A 21,420-nucleotide genomic window follows, 5' to 3' on the forward strand; every position below is an offset into this window, starting at 1 on the left:
CCCGACGGGTGCACGGCCGGCGCGCATCAAACCGCGCGCCGGGTGCCTGCAGCCGGAAGCGCCTTACTGGAGGAGCTTCAGGATCTGCTGCGGCTGCGAGTTCGCTTGTGCCAGCACCGAGATACCAGCTTGTTGCAGAACCTGTGCCTTGCTCAGGTTGGCGGTTTCCTGCGCGAAGTCCGCATCCTGGATCGACGACTGTGCGCTTGCCAGGTCGGTCGACTGAGCTTGCTGCGTCGAGCCGATCGCGCTGAAGCGGTTTTGTGCCGCGCCGAGCGTTGCCTGCAGGTTGTTCAGCGTGGTCAGCGCGTTGTCGATCGATTCCATCGCCATGCTTGCGCCGCTAGCGGTGCTGATGTTGATGTCCGAAACCTTCGACGTCGTGTTGAGGTAGTCGATCTGTGCGCCGACTGCGTCGTCAGCTGCCGACGTGAAGCCGACGCTGGTGCTCGCACCCGACATGGCGGTGTCGATAGCCGAAGCGAACGTCGAACCTGCTGCACCTGCCGAAGCCGCGCTCGAATCGATGACGGCGTTGCCGTTCGCATCCGACGTGACGCCTGCGCCCGAGAACGCAGCCGAGACGTCCGCGTAGCTGACAGCCTGGTTGTTCTGGTCCGTCAGGGTGAAGCCGCCGCTGCCGTCCGACAGAACGTTGATCGTCGTGATCGTTGCCGGGCCAGCCGTCGTTGCGCCGCCAGCGTCCGAGCTCAGCGCGCCGGTCGAGTCGAGCGACAGGTTCGTGAACGAACCCAGCGTGTTGCCAGCTTGCGGAACGCCCGTGCCGAGGTTGGCCGACGACATGTCTTGCGACAGGTTCAGCGTGATCGACTGACCGACGTTTGCGCCAACCTGGAACGTGACCGTGCCCATCGAGCCGTCGAGCAGGTTCATGCCGTTGTACGTCGTTTGCGACGCAATACGGTTCACTTCCGAGATCTGCTGCGTCACTTCCTTCTGGAGTGCCGCGCGATCGTCGTCCGTCATCGAACCGTTCGCTGCTTGCGTAGCGAGCTGGCGGATACGTTGCAGGCTGCTCGTCAGCGAAGCCAGACCGCTCGATGCGGTTTGGACCATCGACGTACCGTCGTTCGAGTTCGACACGCCTTGATTCAGACCGTTGATCTGGGTCTGCATGATGTTCGAGATCGCCAGACCTGCTGCATCGTCCGCTGCGCTGTTGATGCGCTTGCCCGACGAGAGGCGCGTGATCGCCTGCGAAAGTGCGCTACCCGAGCCCGTCAGATTCTGCTGCGAGACGAGCGAGTTGATGTTGGTATTGATTCCAAGCATGGATATTCTCCAGATGGGGCCAGTCAGCCCTGGTAACGGCAGCGGTGCGATGGCCGGCCGCCTTGTTTGTGATAACGACCCTGGCCGGAAAATCTTTAGCACCTTCCTGAATCTTGCTTGCAGGGGAGCCGCGCCATCCCCGCCGATGCGCCGCGTGGCGGGCTTTCCCGGCGATCGCACCGTGCTCGACGAAGATGCGCGCCGATGGCTTCCTGATACGGTTTTATATGCGGCAATGCGAATTGCGTAATTGAAACGCCATTGCTCCGGCATTGCTCCGGCATTGCTCCGGCATTGCGACGGCATTCACCTTACAGCCTGAAAAGTGATTAATGCGCCCGCGCGATTGCCGGAATTGGGCGGTGCTCCGCGCTCAATTCCGGCCGCCGCGGCACGCGCGCTTCGCTTAATCTGGGCGTCCTGCTCCTGCCTCGACCACCGTGACCGCAACACGCACGCCCCTCCGCTCGCACGACGCCATCCTGCGCGACGCCACGACGCTCTGCGCCGGCCAGCAATTCGCCGATGCCCTGGCCCTGCTCGCCCCGATCGTCGGCGAAACGGCAAGCGCCAATGACGCCGCGCTCGCGCTCGCGCTCGCGCTCCAGCTCGCCGCCACCTGCGCGTCGGGCGCGGGCGAGCCCGAACGGGCGAAAGCGTTCTGGGTGCGTTGTAGTGAAGCGGCGCCGGATTTCGCCGAGGGCTATCGCGGGCTGGGCGCGACGCTGGCGCAACTCGGCCGGCTTGCCGAAGCGGAAGCCGCCTATGGACGCCTGACCGAGCTGCGCCCCGACGACATCGACGCTCACCATCATCGCGGCCTCGTGCTGCAGCGTCTTGGCCGCTACGCCTCGGCGGAGGCCTCGCAACGCGCGGCGCTCGCACTGGAACCGGGACACGTCGGCGCGCGCTACCACCTCGGCGCGGTGCTGCACGACCAGCGCCGGCTCGACGAGGCCGAAGCGGCGTATCGCGAAGCGCTCGCCGCCGATCCACAGTGCGCGATGGCGAGCAACAGCCTCGGCAATCTGCTGTGCGAGCGCGGGCGGTTCGACGAGGCCGAAGAAGCGTATCGTCAGGCGCTGCTCGCGCAACCACAGTTCCCCGAGGCGCTGAACAATCTGGCCGCGCTGTTCAAGGCGCGCGGCCGTCTGCCCGAAGCCGAACTGGCCTGCCGCCTCGCATTGCAGATGCGCCCCGACTTCGCCGATGCACTCAACAATCTCGGCTGCGTGCTCACCGCGCTCAAGCGTCTGCCCGAAGCGGAAACCGCCTTCCGGCAAACGCTCGCGCTGCGCCCCGACTTCGCCGACGCGCACTACAACCTCGGTTGCGTGCTGCACACGACCGAGCGCGTGGCCGAAGCGGAATCGGCCTATCGAGAAGCGCTGTGGCTCGCGCCGAACCGCGTCGAAGCGGCCAACAATCTCGGCTGCACGCTGCTCGCGCTCGGACGTCTGCATGACGCGCTCGCCGCGTTTCATCACGCGCTCACGCTGCGCGCCGACATGGCCGAAACGCACTTCAACATCGGCAGCATCATGAAGGAGCTGGGCGAGCTCGATCACGCCGAAAGCGCCTATCGCCGCGCGCTCGTGCTGCGCCCCGATTACGGCGATGCGATGTTCCGGCTCGCCACGCTGCTCATCAGCGTGGGGCGTTTCGAGGAAGGCTTTCTGCTCTACGAATGTCGCTATGGCATGCCCGGCTTCGCGCCGCACGCCACGCAGTCGATGCTGCCGTGCCCGCGCTGGCAAGGCGAGCCGCTGACCGGCAAGACGCTGCTGGTCTGGCAGGAAGACGGACTCGGCGACATGTTGCAGTTCGGCCGATATCTGCACGCGCTGAAGGCACGCGGCGCGGCGCGCGTGGCCTTTGCGTGCGTTGCGCCGCTGCATCGCCTGTTCGCGGAAGTCGAAGGCGTCGACGTCGTGCTCAGCCACGAAGCCGCGCTCGCGCGCGCGAACGAATTCGATTGCTGGATCAGTCCGCTGAGCGCGCCGCTGCGACTCGGCACCACACTCGACACGATTCCGCCGCCGCTGCGCATCGCGCAGTGTCCGTCACGCGTCGAACATTGGCGCGCGCGCCTCGCCGATCTCGGCACTGGACATCGCATCGGTCTCGTCTGGAAAGGCAATCCGAAACATCACAACGACGCGCACCGCTCGTTGCCGATGCTCAACGCACTCGCGCCGCTCTGGGGGCTGTCGGGCGTCAAGTTCGTGAGTCTGCAAAAAGGCGCGGGAGAGGACGAAGCACTGTCGTTGCCCGCCTGCTTTCCGATCCTGCCGCTCGGCGCCGATCTCGACGATTTCACCGACACGGCCGCGCTCATTTCGCAACTCGATCTCGTGATCTGCGTGGATACGTCGACGGCTCATCTCGCGGCCTCGCTCGGCAAACCGTGCTGGGTGCTGCTGCCGTCGTACGACGTCGACTGGCGCTGGATGCATGGCCGCGACGACTCGCCGTGGTATCCCGAGACGGTGCGGCTGTTCAGACGAGGACGCGAGGAGCCGTGGCCCGCGGTGGTGGAGCGCATGCGCGCGGCGTGTGCGCAGTGGCTGGGTGTGTGAGGGGAGCGCAAAAAACAAAGGCCCCAGGCTTGCGCCATAGGGCCTTGCTTGATGCGGGTCGGTGCGGCTTTGTGCAGTTTGATCTTGTGCTTTTACCCTACTGATGTCGCGAATTGCACCCAACAGCTGTCGCATTGCTCCTAGAGACGTCCCAAAAACGTCGTAAACCGGGCGTCAGGTCCTAGCTATCAGCAGCGTTTTCCCGTCTGCGAGACTCGAATTACCCACAGCTGTCGCTTTTTGCGCCCAGAGTATCTACGGGTGTCGCCCTCCCGTATGAGCCGCCGCCGGCGGGTTTCCAGGCTTCCCCGCTGGCCCAACTCAGCCCGCGCCTCCTAATTTCGGACTTCCGCCATCTACGCGCGCCCCCTGACCTACCAGGCCAAACGCGCAAGCTCACACGGACTTCGCCTGTATACATATATCGGCCCGACGATAAGTCCACTTTGGGCCTCCCGCCCTCGGCCAGCCTGATGGCAAAACCCGCCGGATGCCGCCCCCTTAACTAGCGCACAGCCCGAGCCTTTGTCTCGTTACGCGATTGCAGGTACGCCTCGCTGGCAAAAGCCAAGGATACTGTATATACATACAGCAGTCGACCGTCAACGTCCCGTGAGCCCTTCGAGGAGGAATACCGTCCGCTTCGCGTTCTCCAAAGCGCCCTCGAGAGCGGTCTCGGCACCGACCTGTTCGTTCAGCGCTTCCGCCAGTCTGGCCAAGCAGTAGTTGATGAGCGGCATCGGCGCGCCCAGTTGCTCTCTCTCATATCGGGAGAGGGCCGATTTGCTGACACCGGTCGTCGCGGCAAAGTCGGCCTGCGTATTCGTACCGCGGGCCCAGCGGAGGAGTTCGCCCTGACTTCGAGGTGGAAACATACGTAAAAATGCTGTAGTAGCAACAGGGTTGCTATAATAGCAATTTCTAGCCGGCTCGAAGTCTATACTTCGTTTCAAGACTTTTGAGGTTCAAATGGCCCGTTCAGACCAACTAAAAGCCCTATTGCGCGCCTATGCCGGTGACAACCACGAGCATTTCTACGCGGTGGCTATGCAGATGGCGGCGGACGAAGCGCATCGCGGGCACACGAAATTGGCGGCGGAACTGCGCGACCTCGTCGATGCAGCCAAGGCTGGCAAGCCTGCTCTCAAAATAGGGGCGCGCGGGAAAGCATCTGCGCGCCCTATTCCCCTCGCGCAGCCGAAAGGCGAGCTGTCCGAGTTGCTCGCGGTTCAATATCCCGATGAGCACCTGCAGCACATGGTGCTGTCCGATGGGGTGCTTCTGAAGCTCGACCGCGTTTTGCGTGAGCAACGGCATCATGAGCAGCTTCGGGCCCACGGGCTGAGCCCGCGGCGAAAGCTTCTTCTCGTGGGGCCACCCGGAACTGGCAAAACGATGACTGCGGCAGCACTGGCGGGCGAACTTCGACTACCGTTGTTCACTGCACGGTTCGACAGCCTCATAACGAAGTTCATGGGCGAAAGCGCGTCCAAGCTGCGTCTCGTGTTTGAAGCGCTAAAGTCGACTCGTGGCGTCTATTTTTTCGACGAATTCGACTCTTTAGGCTTACAGCGCGGTAGCCAGCATGACGTTGCAGAGATGCGCCGCACCCTGAACATGTTCCTGCAACTGATTGAGCAGGACACGTCCGACAGTTTGTTGATTGCGGCAACCAATCACGGGAAGGACCTTGACACGGCACTGTTCCGTCGGTTCGACGACGTCATCAAGTACGAAGCGCCAGATGTACGTCAAATTGAAGCGTTGCTGAAGAATAGTCTCGGCACGTTCGCAACGCCCGATATTGACTTTACTCAACTCGCCAGCGTTGGCCAAGGCGAATCGCATGCTGACATTGTGAAGGCGTGCGTTGATACGCTCAAGGAAGCGGTCATGGAAGGGCAGAAATTTGTCAGCTATGAAAGCGTCGCCCTGCATCTTCACGAGCGCTCGCAGGGGAATGAGTTAACCCGGTAATTTCTGGTAATTCTGCGGTAGACTCGCAAGCAATAAATACCAAATTTAGAGCTTGAGAGTATGGCAGACAAACAGTTAGGCCATCTGTTTATTGCTGGGCACGCGAAGGGAATCCCGTTCAAACCGCCTCTCGCAGTTCCCAAAAAGCATATTTACAACCGGAATGTCAGTGAACATGGCCGCCGACTTCTTAGTCAACTCGACAATCTGACTGCGGACCTCGAGGGACTAGAGCAAGTGCGCAAGGCGCTCGCTCTCCCGCTGCAGCGAGGCATGTCCATCGCGGTTGAATTCACGCCGAAAGGCAAATTCGATTGCAGCAAAGTCGAATGGTCGCGGGACGGAATTGAGCTTCTTACTGTCCAAGCTCATACAAACTCCGATATTGCTGTACTTCATATCCCCGACGGGAAGCTTGCAGCGCTCGTGCGTCGAATCCGCGATTACGTGGAAAGCGAAGGCGAGCCGCAAATTAAGCAGGCGGCGCTTGTCGACGCAATTGAAAACATAAGGCGTGCCGCCTTCGGCGAGATGTGGATGGGTCCAGGAGACCCGCCAACGGATGGCGCAGCCCACTGGTTTCAAGTCTGGCTGCGCCATACACAGGGCCAAGCAGCCGACATTGTCTCGATTTTTGACAAGCTCGCGACGAGGATGAGCATCAACATCGAGCCCGGCTACCTCACGTTCCCGGGTCGGATTGTCGTCGCAGCTTTTGGCACCAAGGCGGCGTTTGAAGACGCTGTCGAACTCCTTGACCTGATTGCCGAGATACGGTCCGTTCAACCGAACGCGGAGTTCTTTCTTAGCAAGCTTAGCCAAGCGGAACAGGCCGAATGGACGAAAAATCTGCTTGCAAGAACGACCTTCCCTGACGGCTCAGCACCGCATCTATGCTTGATGGATACCGGCGTAAATCACGGGCATCCACTTCTTGCGCCCGCGCTCGACGACACGGATATGCATACATACGACCCGGCGTGGCAAAAGGCCGACCATGCGGGTCACGGTAGTGAGATGGCGGGTATCGCAGTTTGGGGCGACCTCACCAAGCCGCTGGCATCCGACGACGAAATTGAGGTCCCTCATAGGCTCGAATCGGTAAAAATCCTTCCTCCTGTTGGGCAGACTGCGCCCAAGCTTTGGGGCAAGGTGACGGCAGAGTCGGTCTATCGTGTCGAGGTCACAGCGGCCAGTCGTTCACGAGTGTTTACAATGATGACTACCTCTGTCGGACACCTCATCGGGATGCCGTCAGAATGGTCAGCCACCATCGACCAGCTTGCTTTTGGGCGGCCAGCAATTGATGTCGCTAACATTACTATTACAAAGCAGCATGCCGTCCGTGTACCACGCTTGTTCGTGCTCTCCGCCGGAAATGTGCCTTGGGACAACTGGGACGACTACCCGGTCAGCAACCACAAGAGCCCTATTCAAAATCCTGCTCAGGCATGGAACGCGTTGACGGTCGGTGCGTCGACATCGCTGACCGACATTGATGCGAAAACGTTTCCTGGGCTCAAGCCACTCGCCGCTGCTGGTGACCTCTCCCCTTCTTCGACGACCTCGCTACTTTGGGCAAACACCCAGTGGCCATTGAAGCCCGACGTCGTTGCGGAAGGCGGAAATGCATCTCGTGACAAATACTCGGTGACCATCGGGCCTGAGGCCCTGCGAGTGCTCACCACGTCCGACACTCCGACAGCAGCCCTGTTCTCAGCAACGGGGGACACAAGCGCGGCGGCGGCGGAAGTAGGACGGCTCTGCGCCCATCTACGCGCGGAATATCCCGACTATTGGCCGGAGACGATTCGCGCGCTTGTTGTCCATGGTGCGGACCATACACCTACGATGCGAGCGTCGTTTCCCAAAGTTCTTCGACAAGACGAAAAGGACCGTATGTTGCGAACATTCGGTTACGGCCTCGTCAACCACAGCACAGCGCAGTTCTCAACGGCGCATCGCCCCACGCTTGTCGTTCAGCGCTCGTTCAATCCTTACCAACGCCAAGCAGGTGGATACATAGGCTCGGGGCCAATGCAGCTTCATGACTTGCCATGGCCGGCGGACGAACTGAAGAGGCTCAGCGAGAAGCAGGTGGAAATGCGGGTAACGCTTTCCTACTTCGTCGAACCCAATCCCAGTGCGCGCGGTTGGTTGAGCAAATTCCGCTACCAATCCTTCGCCCTGCGGTTCCTCGTCAAGGGAGCCTCCGAAGACGACAAACAGTTCTTGCTACGTGTGAATCGGCAGTTTCGCGAAGAGCTCACCGACGAGGAACTGGAAAACGAATACAACGACCCGGACGTCAAGAACTGGCGATTTGGGCCAAGGATACGCTCACGCGGGTCCATTCATTCGGATGTGTGGACTGGCACGGCGGAACAACTTTCCGTCAAGAATCAGATTGCGGTTGTACCCGTCGGCGGCTGGTGGAAATACTGGAAGACCGCAAAGCAATACGGCATGGAAGCACGCTATGCAATGGTCGTTTCACTGCGTGTCGCCGAAGACATTGCCGCAGACCTCTACACGCCGATTGCTACGACTATCAAACCGCCCGTAACGATTGACGTCAAGGCGGACGCGCCGCACCACGATGCAGACCAATAGCCGAGTAGGTCACCACCGATTGAAAGAGACGCTTCTGAAGCGCCGCCATGCCACCCTCTCAAAATCGGTTAGAGATACGGCAACGGTCGCTTGGTTCAAATAACTCAGCGTCAGAACAGCACCCACAGGGCCTAAGGCGCTGCCACGGCTTACAACAAGGAGAAACAAATGGCTCGAAAATGCTTTTTCAGTTTTCACTATAAACCGGATAGCGTTCGTGCAGCGCGAGTTCGAAACATCGGGGTAATCGAAGGCAATGAACCTGCCAAGGACAATGACTGGGAAAAGGTTGTTGGCGGCGGAGACAAGGCAATCGAGAACTGGATTAGCGACCAGATGGAGGGCAAGACGTGCCTGGTGCTGCTCGTTGGCGAGAAAACGGCGAACCGAAAGTGGATTAACCACGAGATTATCAAAGCGTGGAACGATGGTCTCGGGGTAGTCGCAATTCGCATCCATGGGCTGGTGAATTTCGACGGCGACACTGCCTTGCAGGGCGCCAATCCCCTCGAATTCATCACCCTCGCGAACGGGACGAAGAAGCTATCCGAGGTCGCCAAGTGCTACAACCCGTCGGGAGCCGATAGCAAGGCGCGATATAACTGGATTGCGGACCACATAGGGGCAATGGTGGAGGAGGCCATCACCATTCGCAAGAACTATAAGTAGTCGAGCATTTCGTCACGCCGAATCCACCGCATACGTTGGACGAGTGCGAGACTCAATGCATCGAGCCCGCACTCGGATTCCTGGAAGTCTGAGCAAAAACAAGAGATACAGTCAATGTCGACAAACGATTTGGATGCTTTCATAAATGAATATGTGAAGGAGCTTCACGAGGAAACAGCAGCGGTATTCCTCGGTGCAGGAATGTCGGCGACCGCAGGTTTTGTTGATTGGGTGAAGTTGCTGGAGCCGCTAGCGAAGCAGCTCGGTCTGGACGCCAAGATGGAAGCCGACCATTTGGTCGCCCTTGCTCAGTACCATGTCAACGACAATGGGCAGAACCGGAATGGGCTGTCTCGTAGACTCATTGAAGAGTTTCCGACACACATAAGTCCGCCGGAGAATCACAAACTGCTCGCCAGACTACCAATATCGACTTATTGGACGACGAACTACGACAGACTCATTGAGAAGGCTCTGGAGGGTGCCGGTAAGATTGTCGACGTCAAATTTCGCGTTCCGCAACTTGCCAATACGAAGCCTCGCCGGGATGCCGTCGTGTACAAGATGCATGGCGACGTTGACCATGCTGATGAGGCCGTGCTCACTAAAGATGACTACGAGCGCTATTCTCTCGACCGCGGTGCATTCGTCAATACACTGACCGGCGAGCTGGTTTCTAAGACCTTTTTGTTCTTGGGGTTTAGTTTCAAGGACCCAAATCTGGACTACATCCTTTCCAGAATCCGCATCACCTTCAGGCAGCACGGCCGTCAGCACTACTGCATCTTCAAAAAGGTAACTCCCGAGCTAGGCGACTCACAGGCAGACATTGAGTACAAGCAGCATAAGCAGCGTCACCTCATTGAAGACTTGAAACGCTTCAATGTTCGGACACTGCTTGTGGACGATTACCCGGACATCACGAACATACTGAGACGAATCGACAGAGCTTATCGACGTAAGACTATCTTCATATCTGGCAGCGCCGATGAAATCAATGGTTGGAGCGCACAAGATGTGAGTGAGTTCTTGTTTAGCCTCGGCAAGATTGTCGTGCAGAAGGGGTACCGCTTGGTCTCTGGCTTCGGCTGGGGTATCAGCAACGAGCTGCTCTCCGGCGCAATCGAACAAATCTATGCTCAACGCCTGGGCCATATTCAGGACCACCTGGTCGTACGCCCATTTCCGCGCGCAATAGCTGACCAAGGCAAGCGTGACGCTCTTTGGCATGAGTACAGAACCGACCTAATTTCACAGGCCGGAATTGCCCTCTTTCTTTTCGGAAACAAGCGGGTGGACGGCAAAATCGTCCCTGCGGATGGGGTGGAGAAGGAGTTCCGAATCGCCCAATCACTGGATTTGGTCACGTTGCCGGTGGGAGCCACCGGGTATTCCGCCAAGTCCCTGGCGGAGGAAATTGGCCCGGGCGTCGAAAGCGGCATGGAAAGAGTTGAATTTAAAGAAGCCTTCCGTCGACTGCAGGAGGATGTGGCAAAGCCTCAGGAGCTGCTCGACAAAATTTCTAACGCGCTCGATGTTCTAAGCAAACACTAAAGCCCGATGTCGGGGATGACGACAATACCGAGGCGCAAGAACGCTTCTCTCCGAAAACACAAAGAAGAAAAGACTTACTCATGTACAAAGGATTCAACCTAAAGTTCAGTGAGACGTCGGGCTTGAGCGGTCGCCTGCTGACACAGTATGGTGCTCTCTCTGAACAATTTCGAACCAGGAAGCGCAACGCGAGGAGCAGCATTTCGGGTTATCTTAAAAATGGTGCAGTTGATGCGAGACGGCTTCAGCAGGATTGGTTTGAGGCCGTGAAAGCCGATGTCTTCATCTCGCATTCCCATGCCGACGAGCCGTTGGCTATGGCAATCGGTGCAGCACTTGAACACAAGCTCGGTCTGCGATGCTTTATCGACTCTTGTGTCTGGGGAAACGCCGACGAGTTGTTAAAGGAAATCGACAACGAGTTTTGCTTGCGCCCCTCGGGAGACGTGTATGACTATGACAAGAGGAATCGGTCCACGAGTCACGTGCACATGATGCTGCAGGGTGCCCTGACGAAAATGATTGACCGTACCGAATGCGTGATTTTTCTCAATACGCCGCAATCGATGGTCACGGGCACGGCACTAACGCAAGAGTCGCAAACGGCGTCTCCCTGGATTTATGCTGAAGTGTTGGCGACCAAGGTCATCCGTCAACAAAAGCTCGAACGAAAGATTGAGGTGCGCCGCAAAGCGGTGGTGGAGAGCGAGGCAATGGTCTTTGATAGCATGCCTGCCTTCTACCATGACTTGGACCTCGAGCACCTCACACGCCTGCTCCCTCACGAGGTCGAACAGTGGTTAGCGATTGGAAAGCGTGGAGTGGAGGCGCTAGACTACTTGTATATGATGTAAGCGTCACGAGAGAGCTCAACGGGGCCACTTGATGGTCGCCCAAAACGGCCCCGTTTCAAATCATCTGTATTCCCCTCGGCGCGTCCGCGGGTGTGGGCCTCTGTTTACGCCGGGTCCGAAAAAGCCACGCGTCCGCGTACGGCAACAGGTCGGTGTACGCCGCGTCCGGTTTAAAAAGCGCGCCGCGACCTGTCCGTCAAGTGTTTCCGAGCCGCAAAAGTTGCTCGCAAAAACTGTTCAAGCTCGCGGAGTTACATCGGCGCAAATCTAAGTTATAGCTTGATTTGAGCAAGTCTTCTCGTAAATCACTAGGCATTTGGCGAAGCCGCATGTCACCGGAGAGAAAGAATCACAACTATTGACAAATACGACCACCGGGCCGGCAAAAAAGAAAAGCAAACCGCCGTCAGTTCATCAAAGACTATCCACGATGCGATGCCATCTCCCGCGCGAGAGCGGTCGGAATTGCCATTACAGACGGCCATGTCCGTCTTCAACGGTCTGCTAGACCTTGTACTCAAGATGTCAGCACTTCTGCTGGTGCTCCCGGCGCTGGCAATTCTGACATACCTTAGGACCATTCACCGCACCGACCTGTTTCTGCCTGCCGTCACCTCGGCTCCCGGCCTGTTCGCACTGCTCGAAGCGACTCTCATCCTGTGCGCCGCTATTCTCGCGAGCTTTGCCGGTCCCTCTTTGTTGGCCGCACAGATAGCCAATACCTACGGCAAGGACGAGCGCCCGAAGCTAGGGGCCGCGAGCTTCGTGTTGTTGACCGGTTCCATGTCGGGAGCATTTTTTCTCCTTCTCTGTTACCTGCTCGACAGCGCAATGCCACTTTGGCTGAAATGGACGACCGGAATCGCATGCGGGCTCCTCATTCCGGTGCTGCTATTTGTGCTCGCCTGGCGAAGCCCTCGCGGCTTCCAGATGCTGACCAGCGCCGAACGAGTGGACAGGAAGCTGCGCACCTCGCAAAGTGTCAAACGTACGCTCTGGGGATGCGCAAGCGCTATCGTCACTCTGAGCACCTTCGTCACATTCTCCTATCTCTTTCAGATGTACGGCTTATCAGGAGATGGTTGGCAAACTTGGCTGGTCGGCTTGCTTGTTTTCCCGGCAAGCCTGGTACCCGGCACCATGTATCTCGCGAGGCGCAGTTGGGGAGATTCGCGGTTCGCGGCACTCGGTGCGTCAGCGATAATGGTTGCGCTGATGATTTTTGTCCTCTTGATGACTGGAGTCTCGCCAGAGCCACTTGCACTGCTGACCATGCGCGCCATGAGCATCGCTGAGAAGGAACCCCGCACATTTGAACTGATGACTCACGATGAGCGCTCGGCCTGGCAGGCCCTTGGATTTCGGTTTATAAAGGACAGCTACTTCCTTGCAGCGACCATCCGTTTCCAGTTTGGCGACGTGAGACTGTTGTGCGTTGACTCATATGATGTTGCTAGCCCCTATCCTGGCGCACTTGGACCACTCAGTGGAAAGCCGGGGAAATCTGCCGTGCCACTGACCGGCTGCATCACCCCGCTCAAGGAAGAGGTGCGGGTTGTCGAGCCACCAACCACAGGCTTTCTCCTTTCGAAAGGCGCGCGGGAGCCTCAGCCAGCTTCATCAGATTCAGGGACACTTGCTGAAATAGACCGGTCGAAAGCAGTGCCTACCGCAAAGCACAATTGACACGCGGACAAACTGCGATAGCTGGTAATCGGCGCGCTGGCACATCAACATGATATCTGGTGTGCCGGCTAGCGCTACTCATCCTGTCGAAGCTGACTGAGCCATCGCTTCACACGCTGCTGAGCCACGGCGGCGCCCAAGCCTTGAGACGAATCGAGCAGCACGAAGTGATGTGCCAACTCACCCCGCTCGCGCCCAAACCCTTCCGCTCCGTAGACGGAGTCGTCGATAGCGAGCCATTTTGTCAGGCTCGCGCCGTATGCATAACTCGTGATGACATATGTGCGTGCCGTTCCGTTGAGCAGGTAGCTAAGCCGAGGTCTGATATCCCGCGTTGTACCCACGACTCGTCGCGCTAGCCCGCACGGAAGGAGCGCCGTCACTTCCTTCTCATCAAGTGTCATCAGCCAAGACGTTGTCAGCACGAGCGCTACCTCAGGATAGGGCTCGAGCAAGTCAGCAAGCAATGGAGCAAACTCAAACAGAGGCCTGCCCGTGTCAAGCGCAATCTCGCCACACGCGTTCATAGCGGCATGTCCAACATGAAGCGTACCGTCGAAGTCCACGAAGAGCGTCGGTGCGTAAGCTGCGGTCGCGGCAGGCGACGCGGCCGCAAGCAATTGTCGATACGTTTCCATGTGTACGATAGACGCATCCAAACAAGTACCAGAAGTAACGTTTATAGCCCTTTCAATCATGGCGTCACCTCGTCCAAGCATTTGCGCAGCTCACCATCGGAGCCGCATTCGAAGATGTCTGATAAGCCACTCGAGTTCGTCGGACGCGACCCAGTTCTTTGCCTTCACCGCTCGGCCAACGCGTTCGAGTACCTGCAGCGATGTCAGTTCTGGATGCGCAACCAAGTCCTTTCTCGCTACGTCCACGAGTTGCTCCGCTAGGTCTGCGCATAGGGCCCAGCGCTCGTAGAGCTCCTCCTCCGTCGGGTCGGCGCGATATACCTCTCCCGAGAGTCGCGCGCAGACCTTTGGACCGTGACCAGAAACGACAGCGGAAAAAGCCCCGCGCGGGAAGTCGTCCGGTATGTCATCCTGCTCGGTCATCGCCAGCACCTCCGAGAAGTTGCTTCGTCACGTCCGAGAACGAAGTCACTTCGTTGACGCGGCACCACTGCTGCCAGACATAGTCGGCGTTGTCCGCTTGCCCCGGATTACCGACAAGCCGGTAGACGCGGCCCGATTGAGTGCGACCACACAGCCGCGCGTGGTCGAACGCGACGATTGCGGAACTAACGCGACCGGTTAAGTCCAGCTCGTCTAGTCCGACGAAGTGACGGGTACCTGCGTTGATTTCGATGACTTTCCATCTTGCGATGGAAACCTCCGGCTCAGATTCGACCGGGCCGATGCTCCAAATAGCCATGATTGCCTCCATTGGGGAAGGCCAGGACGCTGACTGCGACACACCTTGCACCAGTCCGAAAGCGTTCCGTCGACTCGCACGTCTAGGTTGTCCTCGGAACTGCATGACGCCCGTAACCCTCGCGTACAGACAGGCAATCGGGAACGGCTTCCGGAGGCGGTAGCTCGTTTGACGGCAACGTCCCAGCGCGCGAGCGCGGCGTCGCCGACTATCGACTACGCCCAAAGGTGCTTTCAGGCAGATGTGCCGAGTTGAGCTTTAGCGAAGGCTTCAGGTCTTTTACTTGTTTGCTTCGCTCTCGCGTGTGTTTCCACACACGATGTCAGTGTAGATTGCCAGCGCAAATTAGCAAGAAAAATAGCTCGATGACAGGGTCACAAATCCTGACTGGCCATCAATGCGGCGTGATTCAGCGAAGAAATGTCGAGAAATCGCTTGATGCCGTCGAAACGGCAGACGGTCCCGCACTGAAGAAACAGCGAAGTCGGGAATGTCCCGCTTTCGACTTGTAGCCTCAAGACGTCGGCTGGGATTTCCGCGCCGATTTCCAGCAGTCGGCTGGAGAGCATCGTCCAGCTTAGCCATGGCTGACCAGCCATCTCCGTCAGGAAAACCATGGCCGCGCGGGCCTCCCATGAATCAGATGATGACCGCGCTTCTCCCCATTGATGCGGCCATTCCGCCTGGCAAGCGGCGAGCGCCTGCAGGAAGAACGTAAAGCGAAAAGTCCCCCGGATTACCTTAGCCTCGACCGCCCTAGGCGAGTCAGCGACGCCGAGCTTTGCAAGTTCGTCGGACAAGCCGGCGTAGCTCATGTCTTGGCGAGCGAGAATGACCCGAATCGCGCGAGAAGCCAGTCGGGTCCAGGCACCGTCCACGGGAGGGAGCGATTTCACTTGCAAACCGTAGCAATTGAACTATGTTTTCTGTGTGGAAACACACAAGGCTCTTTCATAAAAGTAAAAATTAGCAGTTCTCGAAGAGCTACTCCAACTCTCGTGCCATAAGGCTCACAGGATGCAGCCAGCACCCTTCAGCCGCAAACGGCCCCCTGAGAGACTCGACCATGGTCCAGATACTGTATTTGGGAGTCGAGGGCGTCCTCTTCGAATGCCGGTACGCCAACGCGCGACATCACCGCTGGCAGCATCAAACGCCACCCACGACACCACTGCCCCTTCTCGAGGCCATTTCCCGCCTGGTTGCAGGTCAACAAGAACTTGCAGTCGTGCTGAATTCAAGAATGGTCTCCGACTACGGCTACCGCACTATCGTCGACCTGCTTCCGGACTCGATAGCCGCACTCACCATCGGAGCGACCTCGCCCGGCAATCGCCTGCACAGGCACGGCGCAATACTGTCCCGTGTCGACCTGTTACGCGCTGACATCAGACGGCGTTGCCCTGCCCACCTGGTTATAGTCGACGCTTCGTCGTTTGCCATACCGTATGAGTATCTGGATGTGGCCGTCCACGTCGCCCCCATTCAAGCCAAGGCCCCAGCAGCTGTCGCCGACCAGATACTGCACTTGCTAATGCCCGATGCGGGAACTGAGAGCGATGGAATCGGTGCCCCGCATCGCGCGCATCTCCGCACTTAGTTTAACTTCGACGGTACCGTCCTCTCAACCGGGCGCTGCCTCGGAGGCTCATCGGCCACCCACGCGCGCAGGCACCGGCTACCGGGAACGGTCGTGGCTCAAGGAACCAACCGTGAACATCTATCTCAACTTCGATGGTGTCCTACACCCAGACCAGGTCTTCTACGAGAACGGGTGCATACCTTCGTTACTAACACCGGGCCACAGCGCTCTCGAATATGCGAAATTTCTGGCGAGCGCGCTGGACGACTACGACGACATCGCCATAGTGCTCAACACGTGGTGGACCTTCTACCTCGGCCTCGATGCCTGCAAGGACCTCCTTCCGGCGACACTCGCTTCTCGGGTTATCGGCAGCACCATTCAGCACATTGACAACTACGAGACCATGCCCTGCCGTCACGAAGCAGCCGAATGTCACATTGCCCGGAGCAGCTCGCAAGCCAGGATGATTCTTGACCACAATCACTCGCGCTATCGTCGTGACCTCCACCCCAATCTTTTACTCCTGGACCCCTCCGAAGGTCTCGGAAGTCGAGCCGCACGAAGAAGTATTGAGAGGCGATTACGCCACCTCAAATCGACCGGAAACTCAGCTTCAATAATTCAGGACTTCGAATCATATAGGAGAGAAAAAACTCTTTACGAGACCATCGCCTAGCGTTGAGAAACACGCTAATACTATGCTTGCGTTTTGCGCAAATATCCCTATACGAAAGCACTTTTCTTGTTTTTCGTTATACGTTCGAGTGGTGACGCGCGGGCTGGATTGAGTCGTGCTAACGTGCGCACAGTTCACTATGAATCCGCAAAAAATCCCTTCTCTTGCAACAGGCATCGACATACAATTTTATGTCACCCAGCAGAAGCCAAGGAGGTTCTCGACGCGAACATTGCCTAGCGAAAAATTGCCCGATGGGCGATGCGGACCGTCTTGCTTCTTTTCTGTCGCACAAAAAAGAAGAGGCCGCAAAGCCCAAGCGAACTTGAACCGCGGCCCCGGTGCACTCCCGAAGGAGTCCACGCCTTGCACTCGTGATGCTCTCACGGGGGTTACCGGGTGTCAAGGCTCCCTCACGTCTATAACATACGTGGAATCGACAGCAAATGACCCCCAACGTCAAGCATCTCCAGTCAAATCCGCCAAACTACCGCAGGCCGCAATCTTCAACGTCTTGCCGGCAGCCGCTTCGGAAGAGACTGAAATCCCGCCCCAATTCTCCGCAACCGCTTCCGCGCTGTTCTCGCAATCCCCTCCCCCCTCCGTTTGGCCCCTTCCGCACCCCTCCCTTACCACTCAATGCGCCTGGCAGACCCAGCTATCAGACCGTCTGGAGCTTTGCCGACCGCGGCCTCTAGGTAGCGCGCAATAAGCCGCACCGATTCAGACCGCCGACATCGTTTGCCGGCGAGTGCAGACGCACGTCTATCGCCACCAGCTCACAGACTGTGGCGAGGGGCCCGGCCGCTTTTTCACCTTTAACTGCTGAGGAAGGTCATGAAGATGCAAGTCAGCACATCCAGCTTCGAGCGTGACCTGTCAGCCCTCATCGCGGGGCTCGACAGCTTCCCAAAAGGCACAGCGCCGCTTTGCGACGAGACTTCACATGAGCCTCAAGCCGACACCGCCGAACGGTCACGAATCGAGAAGGCATCAGAGAGCGTTCCTGACGACAGTATTGGGGCGTGGCCGGAGCATTGCCCGCACAGTATTCGTCGGCTGTGCTCTCCGGGGCTGAACAAACCCCATACGCGGTCGATTGCGACTTCGCGTTTCGTCTCTGCGACCAAAGACTCTACCCGACGGGCACAAGCGCAGTTGTTGGTCGTGCGCGACGAAACCGTGTACGAACTGAATATAGTCGGCGTTGACGTTGTGAATCAACCCGACTGGAAACAGGATGGCGACCTTGTTGCGACTTGGGACAAAGTTTTTAAGCCTAACAGCAAATTTCGACTCGTCTCATCTCAGCAGCAATTTCAACGGATTCGGCGCCTTCTATCCTCTATGCCCCGTCGTGAGGTAAAGGAGGCCATCAACGCGTGGTTTGTGTGGTCGCTTGCGACGCTGAAAATCAGTCGACACACCGCGATGCAGATAAAGCTAGTCACCGCAATACCGGGCGACTGGCAGCAGTTGCGCGTGCATCTTCGTCCATATCAAGCCGAGGCGACTACTGACCGGTCGCCGCATGACGAACGCTTTACTCGCAATCAGGAAGCCGAAATCCGCAACACGCAGAGCTACCGAGACGCTCGAAACAAGCTGCAACAGCTCTGGTTCCCGACGCCCCCTTCATTCAGCGAGCTTGTTTAGGCAGGAGCTAACCATGCCTCTCAATATCCCCGCCACTGTCCCCATCGACTCTGAATGGAAGCGCATGGAGAGCCGCTGGGCTCTCGATAGCCCCATCGGAACGGCGCTACCGCCATATACGGACGCAGAGCTTCGGCAGGAGTTTACGCGATGGGGAACGCCTATAGAAGGACAGGCGTACATCTGGAACGCCCGCGCGAACTCTCCGTCTCGAAAGGTACAGTCCCGCGTTGGGAACGTCGTCTCGCGTTACAGCTCGCGAAAGATGCAGAGACGTTTGGCGACAGAAAGCCGTAAGCCCGAATACGGCGCCGTCGTACGCTATGACTTCGACGGGACGACCCGAGAATTTTACTGTCAGCCGCCCCAAGTTAGGTTGAGCGTCGAAACCGAGAGGAAACAGAGCGACGGCACTTTCACCGTCTATCAGGCCCCGACACCCTATACGCCCGACATTCTGCGGATAACCCCTTACGGGGCCTACGTTGACGAGTGGAAGAACGAAAAAGACCTCGAAAAGCTTGCCGAGAAGTATCCGCGGCGATTCTTCAAAGACGATGACGGAACATGGCGATGCCCCGAGCGCGAAAAATATTTCGGCAAGATGGGGCTCACGTTTTGCCTGCGGTCAGCAAGCGAGAACGGCGCCGTCTTCGTGAGCAATCTTGAATTTCTCGACGACTTCCTGAGCGACAAGTGCGCGCCGTTGAGCGATAGCGCATGGCAGTCAATTGACCGGGTCACCAACGCGTCCTGCCCCATGACCCTGGGCCTGCTTCTGACACATGCGTATCCGGAGCGGACGCCTTGGAACGAAGCGCTCCTTGTAGAGACTCCGCCGAGCGCCTTTCTCGTGGACGACGTGTACAAGGCGATTGCAGAACAGCGTCTGTTTGTCGACCTTGAATACGACGACCTCGGCGAGCCACAGGATGTCGTGCTGTGCAAGTCCCGAGCCCAACTCGACGCACTTCAGTTCAATCGGCCCGCTCCGAAAGCCGTCAGCGACAAGATTGCGTTCGATGTCGAAATAGGAACGGAGTTCATGCTCAACGGCCGCCCAGAAGTCTATGAGGTGTCGCTGGTGAGCATGAACTCCGTACATTATTTCGACCAGCAGTCGCACAACGCAGGCCTCATGCCGGTCGCGGAGTTTGAGCGCGCGACGTTCCAACGCGAAATCATCCTGCTTTCCTCGCAGGCCTCGACCGACGAACGTCTGACGCAGATTGACGGGCTGACCGACTATCAAATCATCGAGGGAAAGAACCGCTTCCTGATGGTTCGGGACCTTGAGGCTGGCAAGCAGGTGCGATGCAATCTCTCGACCAGGCAAATTCAGCGGATACGCAAGAAAGTGCGCGCGGCCGGGGAATCATTGCCCGCTCAACGAAGAGCGGCGACGCCGGAACGTCGAACGGGTGGGCGGTGCCAAGTGTCGCTGGCCCAGATAGACCTGATACGAGCAGCGACCGAATGGGGAAACAATCGGACAAATCCTGGTGGACGCGCGTCATATCGGCAATACCGGGAGCTGAGCCTCGACGCCAAGGTGGACCTTGTCTCGCGAAAAACGTTCTATGAGCGAAGAAGAAAATACATCGACACGAAGGCGCGCGAAGGTGGGAGAGTTGCATACAACCAGGAACCAGCGACTTGGTATCTCCATCTCGAGGACAAGGTAAACGGTGGCCGCCCGTTTCACCGCGTGCACATCGACCACACAAAGCTCGACGTATTCGTCGCTATTCGAGGCAAAGGCGGAAGAATTTTCCGAAAGCGGCCATGGCTCACTCTAATCATGGACGCAGAAACCCGCGCGGTACTCGGTTTTTATCTGTCGATTCATGCGCCGAGCACGGTCAGCTGCATGATGGCGATTCGCGCTATGGTGAAGATGTTCCGGCGCACCCCGTCGGTCATCGTCGTCGACAATGGAAAGGAATTTCACTCCGTCGCGTTCGACAAACTTTGCGACCTGCTGTACATCACCCTGCAATTCCGCCCGGCGCACCAGTCGAGGTTCGGTGGTGTCATGGAACGACTCTTCGGCACCACTAATACCGAACTCATCCATAACTTGGTCGGCAATACGAAGGCCCTTCGGAACGTCAGAATGGTGACACGGTCTGTTGACCCGCTTCGCGCAGAGCTACTGAGCTTCGCTGAATTGCATGCGCTGCTGGAGGAATATTTCTATCGCGATTACAACCTCCGAATTCATCCGGCGCACGACCACTCACCTGTCGAATACATGAACCTTCGCTTCGCGCTCACCGGGCGTCGTTTGGCCCGATTGACTGCCTTCGACGACTACTTTTACATCCTGACATGCATTCCGCCGTCCAAAGGCTCAACACGCATGCTGAACAAGAACATGGGGGTATGTATCTCGGGCGTGTGGTATTGGGCCGATGAGTTTGCCAGCAGAGATGTACGGCCACAAAAGCTCGAGATTCTCATCGACATGTGGGACGTCAGCATCGTGTACGCGCTCCTCGATGGCAAGTGGGTCCGGTGTCAGTCGAAGTTGCTTATGAAGTACCGCAAGCTCACGTCCGTTGAATGGGCGTATGTCATATATGAGGTGCGGCTGCGGATGCATGGTGAACCCGATGAGAACCTCGAGAGAGTGCTCTACGCGGTCATCAGTGACCACATCCTTCCTGACGCAGCGTCGCTTACCGCCGCAACTCGCCAGGTCTATGGCTCAGCGCAGCTCATCTCGGATGATTCGGCCGCTCAGCACGACGCGAGCATCGAATTGCCCATCACCACCCCCGCTGAAGCCGGACCGCCAGATGACGACAGCGTCATGCGCCTCCCCGTGTCGAAGCCCGCGCATGGACACCTCAGCATGAATTACGACTGCCTTCCCACGTCCCGTCCCGTTTAGTC

At 58.0% G+C, this 21,420-nt stretch carries 17 protein-coding genes; 11 read left to right on the forward strand and 6 right to left on the reverse strand.

The window, feature by feature from the left end; translation table 11 throughout:
- Positions 1–63 precede the first annotated feature (63 nt).
- Positions 64–1,293 (reverse strand): flagellin, encoded by a 1,230-nt coding sequence (locus G5S35_RS14230; protein WP_065065261.1) that lies wholly within the window; start codon positions 1,291–1,293, stop codon positions 64–66.
- On the opposite strand from G5S35_RS14230, the gene G5S35_RS14235 reads away from it, so the two are divergent.
- Both G5S35_RS14235 and G5S35_RS14240 read left to right on the forward strand, forming a co-directional pair.
- On the forward strand, positions 1,292–1,543 hold the full coding sequence (locus G5S35_RS14235) for a hypothetical protein (RefSeq protein WP_124262279.1): 252 nt from the start codon (positions 1,292–1,294) through the stop codon (positions 1,541–1,543). The genes G5S35_RS14230 and G5S35_RS14235 overlap by 2 nt on opposite strands.
- Before the next feature lie 190 nt (positions 1,544–1,733).
- Entirely contained in the window at positions 1,734–3,872 is a 2,139-nt protein-coding gene (locus tag G5S35_RS14240; RefSeq protein ID WP_183038404.1) for a tetratricopeptide repeat protein, read from the forward strand.
- 602 nt (positions 3,873–4,474) lie between these two features.
- On the opposite strand, the gene G5S35_RS14245 is transcribed toward G5S35_RS14240, so the two are convergent.
- Complete coding sequence (locus tag G5S35_RS14245) at positions 4,475–4,747, reverse strand: helix-turn-helix domain-containing protein (RefSeq protein WP_183038405.1); 273 nt, start codon at positions 4,745–4,747, stop codon at positions 4,475–4,477.
- 94 nt (positions 4,748–4,841) lie between these two features.
- On the opposite strand from G5S35_RS14245, the gene G5S35_RS14250 reads away from it, so the two are divergent.
- From G5S35_RS14250 to G5S35_RS14275, 6 genes are all read left to right on the forward strand, one after another.
- A complete protein-coding gene (locus G5S35_RS14250; protein WP_183038406.1) occupies positions 4,842–5,849 on the forward strand; it encodes an AAA family ATPase in 1,008 nt (335 codons plus the stop codon).
- A 60-nt stretch (positions 5,850–5,909) separates the two neighbouring features.
- On the forward strand, positions 5,910–8,462 hold the full coding sequence (locus tag G5S35_RS14255; protein ID WP_183038407.1) for a S8 family peptidase: 2,553 nt from the start codon (positions 5,910–5,912) through the stop codon (positions 8,460–8,462).
- 168 nt (positions 8,463–8,630) lie between these two features.
- Positions 8,631–9,131: a TIR domain-containing protein gene (locus G5S35_RS14260; protein ID WP_183038408.1), complete on the forward strand. Its 501-nt coding sequence runs from the start codon at positions 8,631–8,633 to the stop codon at positions 9,129–9,131.
- A gap of 114 nt (positions 9,132–9,245) precedes the next feature.
- Positions 9,246–10,685, forward strand: coding sequence for an SIR2 family protein (locus G5S35_RS14265; protein WP_183038409.1), 1,440 nt, complete (start codon positions 9,246–9,248; stop codon positions 10,683–10,685).
- Between the two features lie 80 nt (positions 10,686–10,765).
- The gene (locus G5S35_RS14270; protein WP_183038410.1) at positions 10,766–11,539 is read left to right on the forward strand and encodes a toll/interleukin-1 receptor domain-containing protein; all 774 of its coding nucleotides are present in this window, start codon (positions 10,766–10,768) and stop codon (positions 11,537–11,539) included.
- A gap of 483 nt (positions 11,540–12,022) precedes the next feature.
- Positions 12,023–13,225 carry a hypothetical protein gene (locus tag G5S35_RS14275; RefSeq protein WP_183038411.1) on the forward strand — a complete coding sequence of 401 codons (1,203 nt, stop codon included), beginning with the start codon at positions 12,023–12,025 and terminating at the stop codon, positions 13,223–13,225.
- Positions 13,226–13,299: 74 nt separating this feature from the next.
- Here the strand turns inward: G5S35_RS14275 and G5S35_RS14280 are convergent, their stop codons facing one another.
- From G5S35_RS14280 to G5S35_RS14295, 4 genes are all read right to left on the reverse strand, one after another.
- Positions 13,300–13,923 (reverse strand): HAD domain-containing protein, encoded by a 624-nt coding sequence (locus G5S35_RS14280; RefSeq protein ID WP_183038412.1) that lies wholly within the window; start codon positions 13,921–13,923, stop codon positions 13,300–13,302.
- A gap of 30 nt (positions 13,924–13,953) precedes the next feature.
- Positions 13,954–14,286 carry a hypothetical protein gene (locus G5S35_RS14285; protein ID WP_183038413.1) on the reverse strand — a complete coding sequence of 111 codons (333 nt, stop codon included), beginning with the start codon at positions 14,284–14,286 and terminating at the stop codon, positions 13,954–13,956.
- Positions 14,270–14,605, reverse strand: a complete 336-nt coding sequence (locus G5S35_RS14290; RefSeq protein WP_183038414.1) for a hypothetical protein — start codon at positions 14,603–14,605, stop codon at positions 14,270–14,272. Before G5S35_RS14290 ends, G5S35_RS14285 begins: the two co-directional genes overlap by 17 nt.
- 374 nt (positions 14,606–14,979) lie before the next feature.
- Positions 14,980–15,501, reverse strand: coding sequence for a DUF6471 domain-containing protein (locus G5S35_RS14295; RefSeq protein WP_237181299.1), 522 nt, complete (start codon positions 15,499–15,501; stop codon positions 14,980–14,982).
- 816 nt (positions 15,502–16,317) lie between these two features.
- On the opposite strand from G5S35_RS14295, the gene G5S35_RS14300 reads away from it, so the two are divergent.
- From G5S35_RS14300 to G5S35_RS14310, 3 genes are all read left to right on the forward strand, one after another.
- A complete protein-coding gene (locus G5S35_RS14300) occupies positions 16,318–16,866 on the forward strand; it encodes an HAD domain-containing protein (protein WP_183038416.1) in 549 nt (182 codons plus the stop codon).
- An 837-nt stretch (positions 16,867–17,703) separates the two neighbouring features.
- Positions 17,704–18,522 (forward strand): hypothetical protein, encoded by an 819-nt coding sequence (locus G5S35_RS14305; RefSeq protein WP_183038417.1) that lies wholly within the window; start codon positions 17,704–17,706, stop codon positions 18,520–18,522.
- Positions 18,523–18,535: 13 nt separating this feature from the next.
- Positions 18,536–21,418 (forward strand): DDE-type integrase/transposase/recombinase, encoded by a 2,883-nt coding sequence (locus G5S35_RS14310; RefSeq protein WP_237181300.1) that lies wholly within the window; start codon positions 18,536–18,538, stop codon positions 21,416–21,418.
- Positions 21,419–21,420 lie beyond the last annotated feature (2 nt).

This window comes from Paraburkholderia tropica (assembly GCF_014171495.1).
Taxonomy (GTDB): Bacteria; Pseudomonadota; Gammaproteobacteria; order Burkholderiales; family Burkholderiaceae; genus Paraburkholderia; species Paraburkholderia tropica.